This window comes from Buttiauxella noackiae, from assembly GCF_000737905.1.
In the GTDB taxonomy this organism is placed as follows: Bacteria; Pseudomonadota; Gammaproteobacteria; order Enterobacterales; family Enterobacteriaceae; genus Buttiauxella; species Buttiauxella noackiae.
This window is the reverse complement of sequence record NZ_JPRU01000004.1, coordinates 122,324-137,303: the sequence shown is the minus strand read 5'-3', so window position 1 is coordinate 137,303 and position 14,980 is coordinate 122,324. Positions and strand designations below refer to the sequence as shown.

The 14,980-nt window shown below is 50.5% G+C and carries 11 protein-coding genes; 7 read left to right on the top strand and 4 right to left on the bottom strand.

What is annotated here, in order from left to right:
• Window positions 1–8: 8 nt before the first annotated feature.
• The gene (locus tag IX31_RS18370; protein ID WP_034460907.1) at window positions 9–1,625 is read right to left on the bottom strand and encodes a DUF3300 domain-containing protein; all 1,617 of its coding nucleotides are present in this window, start codon (window positions 1,623–1,625) and stop codon (window positions 9–11) included.
• 484 nt (window positions 1,626–2,109) lie between these two features.
• Here IX31_RS18370 and IX31_RS18365 point away from each other — a divergent pair, with 484 nt between their 5' ends.
• From IX31_RS18365 to yacL, 3 genes are all read left to right on the top strand, one after another.
• Window positions 2,110–3,540: a 6-phospho-beta-glucosidase gene (locus tag IX31_RS18365; RefSeq protein ID WP_034460906.1), complete on the top strand. Its 1,431-nt coding sequence runs from the start codon at window positions 2,110–2,112 to the stop codon at window positions 3,538–3,540.
• Between the two features lie 314 nt (window positions 3,541–3,854).
• Complete coding sequence (gene acnB, locus IX31_RS18360; RefSeq protein ID WP_122974056.1) at window positions 3,855–6,452, top strand: bifunctional aconitate hydratase 2/2-methylisocitrate dehydratase; 2,598 nt, start codon at window positions 3,855–3,857, stop codon at window positions 6,450–6,452.
• Window positions 6,453–6,604: 152 nt separating this feature from the next.
• On the top strand, window positions 6,605–6,970 hold the full coding sequence (gene yacL, locus IX31_RS18355; protein ID WP_034460903.1) for a protein YacL: 366 nt from the start codon (window positions 6,605–6,607) through the stop codon (window positions 6,968–6,970).
• An 85-nt stretch (window positions 6,971–7,055) separates the two neighbouring features.
• On the opposite strand, the gene IX31_RS18350 is transcribed toward yacL, so the two are convergent.
• Window positions 7,056–7,403 (bottom strand): YacC family pilotin-like protein, encoded by a 348-nt coding sequence (locus tag IX31_RS18350; RefSeq protein ID WP_034460902.1) that lies wholly within the window; start codon window positions 7,401–7,403, stop codon window positions 7,056–7,058.
• Between the two features lie 156 nt (window positions 7,404–7,559).
• Between IX31_RS18350 and cueO the strand changes: the two genes are divergently transcribed.
• Window positions 7,560–9,137: a multicopper oxidase CueO gene (gene cueO / locus IX31_RS18345; RefSeq protein ID WP_034460901.1), complete on the top strand. Its 1,578-nt coding sequence runs from the start codon at window positions 7,560–7,562 to the stop codon at window positions 9,135–9,137.
• Window positions 9,138–9,213: 76 nt separating this feature from the next.
• Here cueO and IX31_RS18340 read toward each other — a convergent pair whose 3' ends face one another.
• Window positions 9,214–11,628 carry a glucose/quinate/shikimate family membrane-bound PQQ-dependent dehydrogenase gene (locus IX31_RS18340; RefSeq protein WP_422110234.1) on the bottom strand — a complete coding sequence of 805 codons (2,415 nt, stop codon included), beginning with the start codon at window positions 11,626–11,628 and terminating at the stop codon, window positions 9,214–9,216.
• Between the two features lie 160 nt (window positions 11,629–11,788).
• On the opposite strand from IX31_RS18340, the gene hpt reads away from it, so the two are divergent.
• On the top strand, window positions 11,789–12,325 hold the full coding sequence (gene hpt / locus IX31_RS18335; protein ID WP_034460899.1) for a hypoxanthine phosphoribosyltransferase: 537 nt from the start codon (window positions 11,789–11,791) through the stop codon (window positions 12,323–12,325).
• A gap of 55 nt (window positions 12,326–12,380) precedes the next feature.
• Here hpt and can read toward each other — a convergent pair whose 3' ends face one another.
• A complete protein-coding gene (gene can / locus IX31_RS18330; protein WP_034460898.1) occupies window positions 12,381–13,061 on the bottom strand; it encodes a carbonate dehydratase in 681 nt (226 codons plus the stop codon).
• A gap of 120 nt (window positions 13,062–13,181) precedes the next feature.
• On the opposite strand from can, the gene IX31_RS18325 reads away from it, so the two are divergent.
• Both IX31_RS18325 and IX31_RS18320 read left to right on the top strand, forming a co-directional pair.
• Window positions 13,182–14,108, top strand: a complete 927-nt coding sequence (locus IX31_RS18325) for an ABC transporter ATP-binding protein (protein WP_034460897.1) — start codon at window positions 13,182–13,184, stop codon at window positions 14,106–14,108.
• Window positions 14,105–14,875 (top strand): ABC transporter permease, encoded by a 771-nt coding sequence (locus tag IX31_RS18320; RefSeq protein WP_034460895.1) that lies wholly within the window; start codon window positions 14,105–14,107, stop codon window positions 14,873–14,875. Before IX31_RS18325 ends, IX31_RS18320 begins: the two co-directional genes overlap by 4 nt.
• The last annotated feature ends 105 nt before the right edge of the window (window positions 14,876–14,980 follow it).

Genomic DNA, 14,980 nt, shown 5'->3' with positions numbered 1-14,980 from the left:
CCTCCCCGTTAGCGACGATGAAATTCACGATGTTCAGAACCACGAGCCGCAGCGCGTGGCTCACGATTGATCGATGAGCGATGAAGACTTTGCTGCCCACGCTGGTTTTGTGCCTGCCAGGAAGGAGAGCGACTGTCATTCCCGCTTAACGCGTTGGAACGTGGTGATTGCACCCGCTGCTGCTGTCGTTGGGGATCTTGCTGGCGCGTCTCCCGGCGCTGTTGCTGTTGTGCCGTTGGATGGTTGATCTGATTTTTTGCCGTCTCTCTGCGTTGCTGCTGCTGACCCGAATTGTTTAGCTGGCTTTTCGCCGCATTTCGACGGGCATCGGTATTTTGCGAATCATAACCACGATAGTTATTGCGCTGGGCGATCTGATTGAGCTGTTTAGATGAAGCCTGGCGTTGGGCATCACGTGTAGCCAGTTGAGGTGCCGCTGCGTCAATTCTCCCTTTGTTCTGCTGTAACTGTGTCGCTGCCGCTTGCCGTTGGGCATCACGATTGACCGGGGCGTTTTGCGTGGCGCTCAGGCCGCCAGGGACATTGGTCTGGTGATAGCGTTGGGCAACGTTGTTGTCGTGGTAAGGAACGCCGTTACGGTAGGCCGGATTATGCTGCCAGGCGACATTGTTTTTCTGGAGGTTTTGTCCAGATATATGGTTGAAGTTATTCACGTTGTTAATATTAATGTTGTTGTTACCGCCGCCGTGATAGCCACCATCATGATGGTAATCGTCGTCATCGTGATCCCAGTCGATGTTACTGAACAGTGCGTAAGTGGTGGCAACGCCAAGGCTGAAACCGAGGCCATTCACAAAGCTGTTGGCAAACTGTTCTCCCGGAGGCGGTGGGAGATAAACCGGTGGATACGCGGTGTTCGGCCAGGTGCCATAAACCGTAGATGGATTGTAGCTTGGCACATACACTACCTGCGGATCGGCAGGCTCGATTTTAATCACCGTTTGAGCAGGTGCCGCCGCTACGGTTTTCGATGAAGATGAGCTGGTGCTGGCAGGCGCGGCTACCGTTGTATTCTGGTTTACGGTTACAGGCGCCGTGGTCACGGTCTGTTGCGGTGTGGATTTTAACGAGCCGGTTTGCTGCGCCAGCAAACGCAATTTCTGCACTGAATCCATGACATCTTTTGGTTGCGCTAAAAATGCATCGCCAAGATTTTGCACCCACTCAGGGTTTTCACCCATCAGCGCCATTAATTGCGGGAAGGCAACGAGGGATTTAACGCTCGGATCCCACGGCTGATTCGCCACGGCCTGAATCGCGGCATCACCTTGTAGCGTCGGGTTATCACGCGACCATTGCACCGCCTGAACAACGTTTGCGGGGTAGGTCGCAGCCATCAACACCTGTGACATCAGTGAATCTGGATACAGCGCTATGGGGGCAACCCACTGGTCGATCTGTGCGGTGGTAAACGTTGGGGTGGCGGCTGTAGCGACAGGAGTCGCCGCGGTTGGCGCAGGCGTTGCTACTGGAGCAGGCTGCGTAACTGGTGCTGCGGGGACAGGTTCGGCTGTCTGGCTTTTAACGTACAGTACACCAGATGCCGCGAAAATGCCGGCGCTGCATATGAGGGCAAGAACATGAGGCTTGAATGGCAACTTCATTTAACTTCTCCTGGTATTCAGAAGGATACCCCTGGACTAAAGAGCAGTGCCGAATGGCGGCTATATCGCGGCGAGTATAGAGCGCTGATAGTTTAATTTTTGACTTAAACGGTGATTCTTGCCGTAAATGTCGTTTGAAAGCGTGAAATATTATTTCGAGCCGCGCTGAGTGTGCGTCGAGAAAGTGCAACCCAGTAATTTTTGTAGGCGACGGCATAGAAAAAGGCTTAGGTATTTGCGAATCCAGGCTCTGTGTTACTTCATGATATCTTCGTAAACCCGCTTAATTCTCCACCCTTCAGCCAAATCTATCTTGGGCAAATAGCAACACCATGGCCGTTGAAATGGCTATGCGCACAGCTCTCATAGCGGTAGATATCTTCGTCATGTGACCTGACTAAAGTATTTGCCATGATGATTCGGTCTACCATTTCAGTCAGCATTACCGGTCGCACATTCGCGATCTCTAATTGAGGGAAAAAATATGTCCGGATTTAAAGATGGATTTCTGTGGGGCGGTGCGGTTGCCGCTCATCAGTTGGAAGGCGGCTGGAAAGAAGGTGGTAAGGGGATTAGCGTTGCCGATGTTATGACCGCGGGTGCTCATGGTGTTCCACGCGAAATTACTGACGGTGTGTTGCCGGGGAAAAACTATCCGAACCATGATGCGATAGATTTTTACCATCGCTATAAAGAAGACATCCAACTGTTTGCCGAGATGGGTTTTAAATGTTTCCGTACTTCCATCGCCTGGACGCGCATCTTCCCGCTTGGAGATGAGCTGGAGCCGAATGAAGCGGGTCTGCAATTTTACGACAATCTGTTCGATGAATGCCTGAAACACGGTATCGAGCCGGTGATTACGCTGTCGCATTTCGAGATGCCTTACCATTTGGTTACCGAATACGGCGGATGGCGCAATCGTAAGCTTATCGACTTCTTCGTGCATTTTGCCAAAGTGGTCTTCACACGTTACCAGCACAAAGTGAAGTACTGGATGACCTTTAACGAGATCAACAATCAGGCTAATTTCCACGAAGATTTCGCCCCGTTTACCAACTCCGGTCTGAAGTATGAACCGGGCGAAGATCGCGAGCCGGTGATGTTCCAGGCTGCACACTACGAATTGGTCGCCAGCGCGCTGGCAGTGCGTGCTGCGCGTGAGATCAATCCAGATCTGCGGGTCGGCTGCATGATCGCCATGTGCCCAATCTACCCGCTGAGCTGTGCGCCAAACGATGTGATGATGGCGATGAATGCCATGCACCGTCGATACTGGTTTACCGATGTTCACGTGCGCGGCAAGTATCCTAAACATCTGCTGAATTACTTTGAACGCCGTGACTTCAAGTTAGACATTACCGGTGAAGATCTCGTTGCACTAGAGCAGGGCTGTGTCGATTACATCGGCTTTAGCTACTACATGTCGTTTGCCACCAAAGCCACGGACGATAATCCGCAACTGGATTATGATGAATCTAAAAGTCTGGTCTCTAACCCGTATGTCCAGAAATCGGACTGGGGCTGGCAGATAGATCCAGTAGGGCTTCGCTACTCATTGAACTGGTTCTGGGATCATTACCAGCTGCCGCTGTTTATCGTTGAAAATGGCTTTGGCGCGATTGATGTTCAGGGAAGCGATGGCGTGGTGGATGACCAATACCGCATCGACTATATGTCTGCTCATATCCGCGAGATGAAAAAAGCGGTTGTGGAAGACGGCGTTGACCTGATGGGTTATACCCCATGGGGATGCATCGACCTGGTTTCTGCGGGCACGGGCGAGATGAAAAAACGTTATGGCCTTATCTACGTAGATAAAGATAACGAAGGTAAAGGGACGTTAAACCGCAGCCGGAAGAAATCTTTCGCCTGGTATAAAGACGTGATTGCTTCGAATGGTGAGAAGCTTTAAAACGTCTAGTAAAGATGATTAATATCGAGGGCTGATGGTTTTTTAACATCAGCCTTTTTACATTTTCAGGGGAAAAAAGCCGCCTCGCCACTGCCCAAAACGAAGCCAGAAGGCCATATCGAAAAGTAATGTTTTGCCCTTAACGATTCAGCAAGTATTTAATGTTGCTTTTTTGTAAACACATTCACCCTCCCTGAAAATCCTGCTATGCTGCCCGTCGCGGTACCGGGCATTTACCCTACAAACTGCTGTCTCACAGGAGCGTGAAGAGAATAGCCGGAACCGAAATGACAATGAGAGCGAGGAGAACCGTCGTGCTAGAAGAATACCGTAAGCACGTAGCCGAACGTGCTGCAGATGGGATTGTTCCAAAACCTTTAGAAGCATCCCAAATGGCCGCACTGGTCGAGCTGCTGAAATCCCCGCCAGCGGGTGAAGAAGAATTCCTTTTAGATCTTATTACTAATCGTGTTCCGCCAGGCGTTGATGAAGCCGCCTACGTTAAAGCCGGTTTTCTGGCTGCCATCACTAAAGGTGATGCCACTTCCCCGTTAATCTCCCCTGAGAAAGCTGTAGAACTGCTTGGCACCATGCAAGGCGGCTACAACATTCATCCACTGATTGACGCGCTGGATAACGAAAAGCTGGCACCAATTGCCGCTAAAGCGCTTTCCCACACGCTGCTGATGTTTGATAACTTCTACGATGTGGAAGAGAAAGCAAAAGCCGGTAACGTTCATGCGCAACAAGTGCTGAAATCATGGGCTGACGCCGAATGGTTCCTGTCTCGTCCAAAGCTGGCCGAGAAAATCACTGTTACCGTATTTAAAGTCACCGGCGAAACGAATACCGATGACTTGTCTCCAGCTCCAGATGCCTGGTCACGCCCGGATATCCCTCTGCACGCGTTGGCGATGCTGAAAAATGCCCGTGAAGGTATCGAGCCGGATCAACCTGGCAGTGTTGGTCCGATCAAACAGATCGAAGCGCTGAACAAAAAAGGTTTCCCACTGGCTTATGTGGGCGATGTTGTAGGTACCGGTTCTTCGCGTAAATCTGCGACTAACTCCGTGCTGTGGTTCATGGGCGACGACATCCCGAATGTGCCGAACAAGCGCGGCGGCGGTGTGGTGCTCGGTGGCAAAATCGCGCCAATCTTCTTCAACACGATGGAAGATGCCGGTGCGTTGCCAATTGAAGTAGACGTAAACGATCTGCACATGGGCGATGTCATCGACATCTATCCATATAAAGGCGAAGTGCGTAATCACGAAACCAACGAAGTTATCGCAAACTTTGAGCTGAAAACTGACGTGTTGCTGGACGAAGTTCGTGCTGGTGGCCGTATTCCGTTGATCATCGGTCGTGGCCTGACAACCAAAGCGCGCGAAGCTTTGGATCTGCCGCGTAGCGAAGTGTTTGTGCAGGCGAAAGATGTTGCGGCGAGCACTCGCGGCTTCTCTCTGGCGCAGAAAATGGTTGGCCGTGCCTGTGGCGTTGAAGGCATTCGTCCGAACCAGTACTGCGAACCAAAAATGACGTCTGTTGGTTCTCAAGACACCACCGGTCCAATGACCCGTGACGAACTGAAAGACCTGGCGTGTCTGGGCTTCTCGGCAGATTTGGTGATGCAGTCCTTCTGCCACACCGCCGCGTATCCGAAACCGGTGGATGTGAATACTCACCATACGCTTCCGGACTTCATCATGAACCGTGGCGGCGTGTCGCTGCGTCCGGGCGATGGCGTTATCCACTCCTGGCTGAACCGTATGTTGCTGCCTGATACCGTGGGTACTGGTGGTGACTCCCACACCCGTTTCCCAATCGGGATCTCCTTCCCTGCGGGTTCTGGTCTGGTCGCGTTTGCTGCGGCAACCGGCGTTATGCCACTGGATATGCCTGAGTCTGTGCTGGTGCGCTTCAAAGGCAAAATGCAGCCGGGTATCACCCTACGCGACCTGGTTCACGCCATCCCGCTGTATGCGATCAAACAGGGTCTGCTGACCGTTGAGAAGAAAGGTAAGAAAAACATCTTCTCTGGCCGTATCCTGGAAATCGAAGGCCTGCCAACGCTGAAAGTAGAACAGGCATTTGAGCTGACCGATGCTTCCGCTGAGCGTTCAGCTGCTGGCTGCACCATCAAATTGGATCGCGAGCCGATCGAAGAGTACCTGAGCTCCAACATTGTGCTGCTGAAGTGGATGATCGCAGAAGGTTACGGCGATCGTCGTACACTTGAGCGCCGTATTCAGGGCATGGAAAAATGGCTGGCCGATCCTCAGTTGATGGAAGCCGATGCCGATGCAGAATACGCAGAGATCATCGAAATCGATCTGAACGATATCAAAGAGCCAATCCTGTGCGCGCCAAACGATCCGGACGATGCGCGTCTGCTGTCTGATGTGGCTGGCGAGAAAATCGATGAAGTATTTATCGGTTCTTGCATGACCAACATCGGCCACTTCCGCGCGGCGGGTAAACTGCTTGATAGCCACAAAGGCCAGTTGCCTACTCGTCTATGGGTTGCGCCACCAACGCGTATGGATGCCGCTCAGTTGACTGAAGAAGGCTACTACAGCGTATTTGGTAAGAGCGGTGCGCGTATCGAAATCCCAGGCTGTTCACTGTGTATGGGTAACCAGGCGCGTGTGGCCGACGGTTCCACCGTGGTTTCAACGTCTACCCGTAACTTCCCTAACCGTTTAGGCACTGGTGCGAACGTATTCCTGGCTTCCGCAGAACTGGCCGCAGTGGCATCACTGCTGGGCAAACTGCCAACGCCTGACGAATACCAGACCTTTATGGCACAGGTTGATAAGACCGCTGTGGATACCTATCGTTACCTGAACTTCGACAAGCTTTCTCAATATACCGAGAAAGCTGACGGTGTGATTTTCCAGACTGCGGTATAACATTTCCCCAATCTGCGACAAGGGAGGCTTAGGCCTCCCTTTTTATTTGCCCCGCGCGGGCCTGAACGCTGTTTTTCGCCGACTTTGCTGCGATAATTACCTTATACGCTAAGGGGTACTGCATTTCCCCAGGCAGGGTAGAGGAAAACACCATGGAATATGAATTTTTGCGTGATGTCACCGGTTTGGTGAAAGTGCGTATGTCGATGGGTCATGAAGTGGTGGGCCATTGGTTTAACGAAGAAGTGAAAGATAATCTCGGCTTGCTTGATGAAGTAGAAGAAGCGGCAAATTCAGTAAAAGGTAGTGAACGCCAGTGGCAACGTGTCGGGCATGAATACACAGTGTTGCTCGATGGTGAAGAAGTGATGATTCGCGCCAATCAGCTGGAAATTTCAGGTGATGAAATGGAAGAAGGAATGAACTACTACGACGAAGAGAGTTTGTCTTTCTGTGGCGTTGAGGACTTTATGCTCGTCATTAATGCTTACCGGGAATTTGTGGCGCAGAACCGATAACTTATTTTCAAAGCAGTGTCCCAAAAGCCTGCGGGAAGACTTTTGGGACGGCATCACTTTCCGCACTGGGTTGTGGAAGTTCCGGCTATTTCACGTAGGCGAGTAAGCTCAACGAGTCACGGGCCAACGCTTTACATTTGTTTGCGGTAGGAATCGCAATACCGCTCAAATCACGGTAGCTATCTTCCCCGAGTGATTTCATGTTGAAAGTATCGTAGTTGCTCAAATCCCACTGGTTTTGCTGGGCAAAAAACACCAGTGCGCGACGAATTTGTCCGTTAGGCAGGTTTTGGTAGCCACAATCATTTTTCAGAAACACAAATACCGCAGTAAGATCGGCCATATCTTCTGCTTCAGACTCGCTAAGTGCCTGGCTGCTGGTGGAAAAAGCCAGCAATAACCCCAGCATTAATGCCCTAACTCCCATCTTCATCACATCTACCACTTTTCATCAGATACGAAACGTTAACACAGTTAAATAAGGTGCGACGAGATTTATTCGCAGCGCCATACGCTGGGTAAAACTTGACCTTCCCCTTGGGGCAGGGTTTATGCTCATTCACATGCCTGCTAAAGAAAGGAATTGAATATGCATCGCCGTGATTTTCTAAAATATTCTGCTGCCATTAGTGCATTTAGCGCCTTACCGCTTTGGAGTAAAGCGGCACTGGCTGCTGATAGACCCGCATTACCGATCCCCGGAATTCTCGCCCCTGATGCAAAGAATAGCATTCGTTTAGCAGTGCAAGCGGGCAAAAGCACATTCAATGGAAAAACTGCCACTACCTGGGGCTATAACGGCAACTTGCTAGGGCCTGCTTTGCAACTGACTCAGGGCGAAGAGGTCACCGTTGAGATTAATAATAACCTCGCAGAAGAAACCACGGTTCACTGGCATGGTTTAGAAGTTCCCGGTGATGTTGACGGTGGGCCACAAGGCGTGATTGCCGCAGGTGGTAAACGCTCTGTGAAATTTACGCCGCAACAACGCGCTGCAACTTGTTGGTTCCACCCACATCAGCATGGAAAAACAGGCCATCAAGTTGCGATGGGGCTCGCAGGGTTGGTGTTAATCGATGATAAAGAAAGTCGTGCGTTACGCTTACCAAAGCAGTGGGGCATCGATGATGTTCCGCTGATTATCCAAGACAAACGCTTTGCTGCCGATGGGCAAATTGATTATCAGCTAGACATGATGAGTGCCGCGGTAGGCTGGTTTGGTGACACTCTATTGTGCAATGGCGCGGTTTATCCTCAACATGCTAACCCGCGTGGATGGCTGCGTTTGCGTTTACTCAATGGTTGTAACGCGCGCTCGCTCAATATTGCGGCCAGCGATAATCGCCCGCTGTACGTGATTGCCAGTGATGGTGGCTTACTTGCGGAGCCAGTTAAAGTAACCGAACTCCCTATGCTGATGGGCGAGCGTTTCGAAGTGCTGGTGGATACGAGTGATGGGAAAGCGTTTGATATCGTCACGCTGCCAGTCAAACAAATGGGTATGACGGTTGAGCCTTTCGACAAACCCCAGCCAGTGGTGCGCATTCAGCCACTGATTATTGCGGCATCGGGCGAAATGCCAGACAAACTGGTTAACGTACCGGCTCTGCCAAATATTGAAGGCATTACCGAACGCTGGCTGCAACTGATGATGGACCCGATGCTGGATATGATGGGGATGCAGGCGCTGATGGACAAATATGGTCAGCAGGCAATGGCGGGTATGAACATGGCCGGGCATGGCAATATGGGGAATATGGGCCAGATGGATCATGGGAAGATGAACCATGGCGCAATGAACCACGGCAAGCAGCGTTTTGATTTCCATAATGCCAACAAGATTAACGGCAAAGCATTTGATATGAACACGCCAGCGTTTGCTGCCGAAAAGGGCAAATACGAGAAATGGACGATTTCCGGTGAGGGCGACATGATGCTTCACCCATTCCATATTCACGGCACGCAGTTCCGTATCCTGAGTGAAAATGGCCAACCGGTAGCTGCCCATCGTCAGGGCTGGAAAGATACAGTTCGAGTAGAAGGTGGGCGCAGTGAAGTGCTGGTGAAGTTCGATCATGCGGCTTCTAAAGAGCAGGCGTATATGGCGCATTGCCATTTACTGGAGCATGAAGACACAGGCATGATGCTTGGGTTTACGGTGGCGTAAAAAAGGCGGATGAACAGAAGTCTGTTCATCCGCCAGTTTCGTCGGTCGGATAAGCGCTACGCCATCCGACAGTTTTTTACTTAGCGTCGTCCGGCAAAGCGTAAGCGACAATATAATCGCCCATCTTCGTGCCAAACGAGCCATGACCACCAGCTGAAATCACGACGTATTGTTTACCATTCGCTTCATAGGTCATTGGCGTTGCCTGGCCACCGGCTGGCAAACGCGCTTCCCACAGTTTCTCACCATTGCTCATGTTATAAGCACGCAGGTAGTTATCTGCGGTTGCACCAATAAACAGCACATTCCCGGCGGTAGAAATTGGGCCACCCAGCATTGGCATCCCCATTTTAAACGGCAGCGGAAGCGGTGAGCTGTCGCGCACGGTACCGATACGTTTTTTCCATACCACTTCGTTGGTTTTCAAATCTACCGCAGAGATATAGCCCCATGCAGGCTGTTTACACGGTAAGCCAAACGGAGAGAGGAACGGGTTAAGCGTCACGCCGTACGGCACGCCATACTGTGGCTGAATGCCGGTTTCGGTGCCTGAGCCTTTAGCATCTTTCGGCGGCTCCATTGGATTGCCTGGGCCACGTGGCATCAGTTTAGATACAAACGGCAGTGCCATTGGGTTGGCAATCGCCACCTGGCGGTTAGGGTCAACGGAAATGCCGCCCCACTCGAACATCCCCAGGTTACCCGGGAACACAAGCGTGCCTTGCTCAGACGGTGGTGTGAAAATGCCTTCATAACGCAGTTTATGGAAGATGATGCGACAAACCATTTGGTCATAAAGTGTCGCTCCCCACATATCCGCACCGCTCAGGTCTTTCTTCGGACGGAAACTCAAATCCGAGAACGGCTGAGTTGGCGTCACGTAATCACCTTTTGCTGCACCTTGCGGAACAGGTTTTTCCGGAGCAGGAACCACCAGTTTGCCGTCACGGCGGTCGAGCACAAAGATGTTACCGGTTTTCGCAGGCGCATAGATAACCGGAACGGTTTCGCCTTTAACGGTAATGTCCGCAAGCGTTGGCTGTGATGGCATATCCATATCCCACAGGTCGTGGTGAACCGTTTGATATGACCAGGCCAGTTTCCCGGTAGTTGCGTTTAGTGCCACGATGCTGCTGGCATAACGCTCTTGCTCCGGCGTGCGGTTACCGCCCCAAATATCTGGTGTGGTCACACCCATCGGCAGGTACACCAAATCTAACTTCGCGTCATAGGCCGCTGGTGCCCAGGAGTTCGGTGAGTTAATAGTGTAGTGATGCTCATCACCAGGAATGGTGTTGGGATCTTTAGCACCCGGATCGAATGCCCACAGCAATTTACCGCTGTTTACATCAAAGCCGCGGATAACACCAGACGGCTCGCGAGTGGAGTAGTTATCGGTGACCGCACCGGCAATCACGATAACTTTATCGGTGATAATCGGAGGTGAAGTGGGTTCGTACATGCCAGGTGTTGTGACCGGCATATTGGTTTGCAGATTCAGGATGCCTTTGTTAGCAAAGCTTTCGCAAAGCTTGCCGTTATCGGCATTAATGGCAAACAGGCGTCCATCATTCACAGGAAGAATGATACGACGTGGGCAATCAGAAACGACATCAGGAGCTGCATTGTCCGCTGTTGCTTCGTGGTAAGAAACACCACGGCAAGTCACGTGCTGGAACGAAGGGTTCGTATCCATACGCGGGTCGAATTTCCACTTCTGTTTACCGGTAGTCGCATCCAGCGCAAACAGTTGCTGGTGTGCGGTACATAAGTAAAGCGTGTCGCGGATTTTAATCGGAGTGACTTCGTTAGTGATTTCACCCGGATCGGTTGGGCGTTTCACATCGCCAGTCTGGAAACGCCACGCTTCTTTAAGCTGGCCGACGTTTTTATCGTTGATCTGTTTTAAAGGAGAGTAGCGCTGGCCTTCCTGATTACGGCCATATGCTGGCCAGTCGGCATCAGGAATGGTAGAGCTTACCGCCCCAGGCGTCTGCGCATCCGCACTTAGCGTGCCATTAATTTCTTGTGGATCGTTAAATACCGCCCAGGCCAGTGCAACCACGGTAATGGCAAGCACGGCACCCAGTGCGGGAGCTGCACCCGCAGACGGTAAAATAAGATGACGATAAACAAATGGCAGTAGCAGCCATACGCCGAAGAAGAACAGGACGTCTAAACGTGGGGTTAATGCCCAGAAATCGAAACCGACTTCCCAAACGCCCCATGCTACGGTGCAAAGCAGTAGTGCAGCATAAAGCCACAGGGCAAGAGCTTTGCGTTGCCAAAGTAACCATGCGGTGATTAACATCACCACCCCTGCAATTGGGTAGTACCAGGACCCACCAATTGCCACTAACCATATCCCGCCAATTAATAAATACAGCCCAGTTAGTACTGCAAACAGGACTGTTAAGGTTGCGATGACTCGCGAACCTGAGTTATTTGTTTTCACAATTATCACGCTCTTAAAAGTTTGATAGCAATTCATTATAGTTATTAACAAGTGTGATATTCATCACATAAATGGCTTTTTTACCAATTGGGCACGGGAATGGGTTTTGCTGTTATACTGCTGGCCTGAATATTTTGTGTTGGCTTAAATCTAACCAACATCGAATGATTTATTTTTAAATCATATGGTTATAACTATGAAACATACTGTTGAAGTGATGATCCCCGAAGCGGAGATCAAAGCCCGTATCGCTGAATTGGGTCGTGAGATCACTGAACATTATCGTGATAGCGGTAGTGATATGGTGCTGGTTGGCTTGCTGCGTGGCTCATTTATGTTCATGGCAGACCTCTGCCGTGAAGTGCAAGTGCCCCACGAAGTCGATTTTATGACCGCATCCAGTTATGGCAGCGGCATGTCCACCACCCGCGATGTGAAAATCCTCAAAGATCTCGATGAGGATATCCGCGGCAAAGACGTGCTGATCGTCGAAGATATTATCGACTCCGGTAATACGCTGAGCAAAGTGCGTGAGATTCTTAGCCTGCGTGAACCAAAGTCACTGGCTATTTGTACGCTGCTGGATAAACCAGAGCGTCGCGAAGTGGACGTGAACGTTGAGTGGGTTGGTTTCGCCATTCCTGACGAGTTCGTGGTGGGTTATGGTATTGATTACGCGCAGCGTTATCGCCATCTGCCATACGTTGGTAAAGTGGTTCTGCTGGACGAATAAGTCTGCGGCTACATCCATTAAAAAAGGGCCTTTAAGGCCCTTTTTGCTATCTGTATTACTGCGAAGGTGTTCTATTCTTGTGGCTGCGATGGGAGTTCTGGAGATTCGAAATCCCGCTGCGATAGCCTTGCTCAAGAGATTCGCGGCTAGTGGCCGTTACTTCCAGATCACGCAGGCGTCCATCGTGAATACCGTAAGCCCAGCCGTGCACTGTCACTTTCTGACTGCGTTTCCACGCTGACTGCATTATGGTGGAATGGCCAAGGTTATAAACCTGTTCCATCACATTGAGCTCACAAAGCGTATCCAGACGTTGCTCTGGTGGGAGTTCTCCCAGTAGCGAACTATGCTTGAACCAGATATCGCGGATGTGCAGTAGCCAGTTGTTTATCAGCCCTAAATCTGGGTTCTCAACCGCCGCTTGTACACCACCGCATCCGTAGTGACCGCAAATGATGATGTGTTCAACTTCCAGGACATCTACCGCGTACTGCACGACAGAAAGGCAATTTAAATCCGTATGAATTACCAGGTTTGCCACGTTACGGTGAACGAACAATTCGCCAGGCTCAAGGCCAGTCAGACGTTCAGCAGGTACGCGACTATCAGAACAGCCAATCCATAAGAAGCGAGGCTTTTGGGCTTGAGACAAACGTTCGAAAAAGCCTGGGTCTTCGTCCTCCATCAGTTTTGACCAGACCTGGTTATTACTGATGAGGGTATCAATGTCTTTCATGGAGGTTAACAACCTGTAACGGATGAAGTGCGTTGAGGTAATATAGGGCAACTGATTGTGCAACTGAAATAATTTTTAAACAGCTTAACTTTTTTGTACCGAACAAGGTAACCGCAAATAATGACCATTGCATTAGAACTGGAACAGTTAACGAAAACCTATCCCGGTGGTGTTCAGGCACTGCGTGGCATAGATCTTCGTGTTGAGGCAGGGGACTTTTACGCTCTGCTGGGGCCCAATGGCGCAGGGAAATCTACTACCATCGGTATTATCAGCTCGCTGGTAAATAAAACCTCTGGTCGGGTACGTGTGTTTGGTTATGACCTGCAAAAAGACATTGTGAATGCTAAACGCCAGCTTGGTTTGGTGCCGCAGGAGTTTAACTTCAACCCATTTGAGACCGTACAGCAAATCGTTGTGCATCAGGCGGGATACTATGGCGTTGAAAAAAGCGAAGCTATTGCGCGCAGCGAAAAGTACCTGAAACAGCTCGATTTGTGGGAAAAACGCAACGAACGTGCACGTATGTTATCGGGTGGTATGAAACGCCGTCTGATGATTGCTCGTGCCTTAATGCATGAGCCAAAGTTGCTGATTCTGGATGAACCAACAGCCGGTGTCGACATTGAGCTGCGCCGCTCAATGTGGGGATTCCTGAAGGATCTGAACGATAAAGGCACCACTATTATTCTGACCACTCACTACCTTGAAGAAGCAGAAATGCTGTGCCGCAATATTGGCATCATTCAAAATGGTGAGTTAGTCGAAAATACCTCGATGAAATCACTACTTTCGAAACTGAAGTCAGAAACTTTTATTCTCGATTTAGCGCCGAAAAGCCCATTACCGAAGCTTGATGGTTACCAATATCGGCTGGTGGATACTTCCACTCTGGAAGTGGAAGTGCTGCGTGAGCAAGGAATAAATAGTGTCTTCAGTCAGTTAAGCTCGCAAGGGGTTCAGGTATTAAGTATGCGTAACAAAGCTAACCGTCTTGAGGAGTTGTTCGTCACGTTGGTAAATGGCCCGAAAGGAGAAAAGGCATGATGCATCTCTATTGGGTGGCGCTAAAAAGTATCTGGACGAAAGAAATCCACCGTTTCACGCGTATCTGGATCCAAACTTTGGTACCGCCGGTCATTACCATGACCCTGTATTTTATTATTTTCGGTAATTTGATTGGCTCACAGATTGGCTCAATGCATGGTTTCACCTATATGCAGTTCATCGTGCCGGGCCTGATCATGATGGCGGTTATCACTAACTCTTACGCTAACGTGGCCTCTTCGTTCTTCAGTGCGAAGTTCCAGCGCAACATTGAAGAGCTGCTGGTGGCACCTGTGCCGACGCATATTATCATTGCTGGCTATGTTGGTGGTGGCGTAGCGCGCGGTCTGTGTGTTGGGATTCTGGTGACGGCGGTATCGCTGTTCTTCGTGCCTTTCCAGGTTCACTCGTGGCTGTTTGTCGCCCTAACGCTGTTGTTGACTGCAATCCTGTTCTCGCTAGCGGGTTTGCTCAATGCCGTGTTTGCTAAAACCTTTGACGACATCAGCCTGATCCCAACCTTCGTGCTGACTCCGCTGACCTATTTAGGCGGCGTGTTCTACTCCCTGACGCTGTTGCCACCATTCTGGCAGGCTCTGTCCCACCTGAACCCGGTGGTGTATATGATCAGTGGCTTCCGTTACGGTTTCCTCGGTATCAACGATGTACCATTGCTGTTTACTGTCACAGTGCTGGTGGGCTTTATCGCCGCCTTCTATATCTTGTGCTGGTATCTGATTCAACGTGGCCGCGGTCTGCGCAGCTAATTCCACTAACCTCCCCGAAAGGGGAGGTTACTCAGAGTTTTCTTACTTCGTTTTGATTAGCATCACGTGGCAGATTTTTCGCTCTGGCACACTTGCGCTCTGCGA

Coding starts and splice junctions, on each gene's coding strand:
- IX31_RS18350 (WP_034460902.1), bottom strand. CDS start 7,403: ATGAAGATGGGAGTTAGGGCATTAATGCTGGGGTTATTGCTGGCTTTT.
- can (WP_034460898.1), bottom strand. CDS start 13,061: ATGAAAGACATTGATACCCTCATCAGTAATAACCAGGTCTGGTCAAAA.
- IX31_RS18325 (WP_034460897.1), top strand. CDS start 13,182: ATGACCATTGCATTAGAACTGGAACAGTTAACGAAAACCTATCCCGGT.
- yacL (WP_034460903.1), top strand. CDS start 6,605: ATGGAATATGAATTTTTGCGTGATGTCACCGGTTTGGTGAAAGTGCGT.
- IX31_RS18320 (WP_034460895.1), top strand. CDS start 14,105: ATGATGCATCTCTATTGGGTGGCGCTAAAAAGTATCTGGACGAAAGAA.
- IX31_RS18340 (WP_422110234.1), bottom strand. CDS start 11,628: ATGAATTGCTATCAAACTTTTAAGAGCGTGATAATTGTGAAAACAAAT.
- IX31_RS18370 (WP_034460907.1), bottom strand. CDS start 1,625: ATGAAGTTGCCATTCAAGCCTCATGTTCTTGCCCTCATATGCAGCGCC.
- hpt (WP_034460899.1), top strand. CDS start 11,789: ATGAAACATACTGTTGAAGTGATGATCCCCGAAGCGGAGATCAAAGCC.
- cueO (WP_034460901.1), top strand. CDS start 7,560: ATGCATCGCCGTGATTTTCTAAAATATTCTGCTGCCATTAGTGCATTT.
- IX31_RS18365 (WP_034460906.1), top strand. CDS start 2,110: ATGTCCGGATTTAAAGATGGATTTCTGTGGGGCGGTGCGGTTGCCGCT.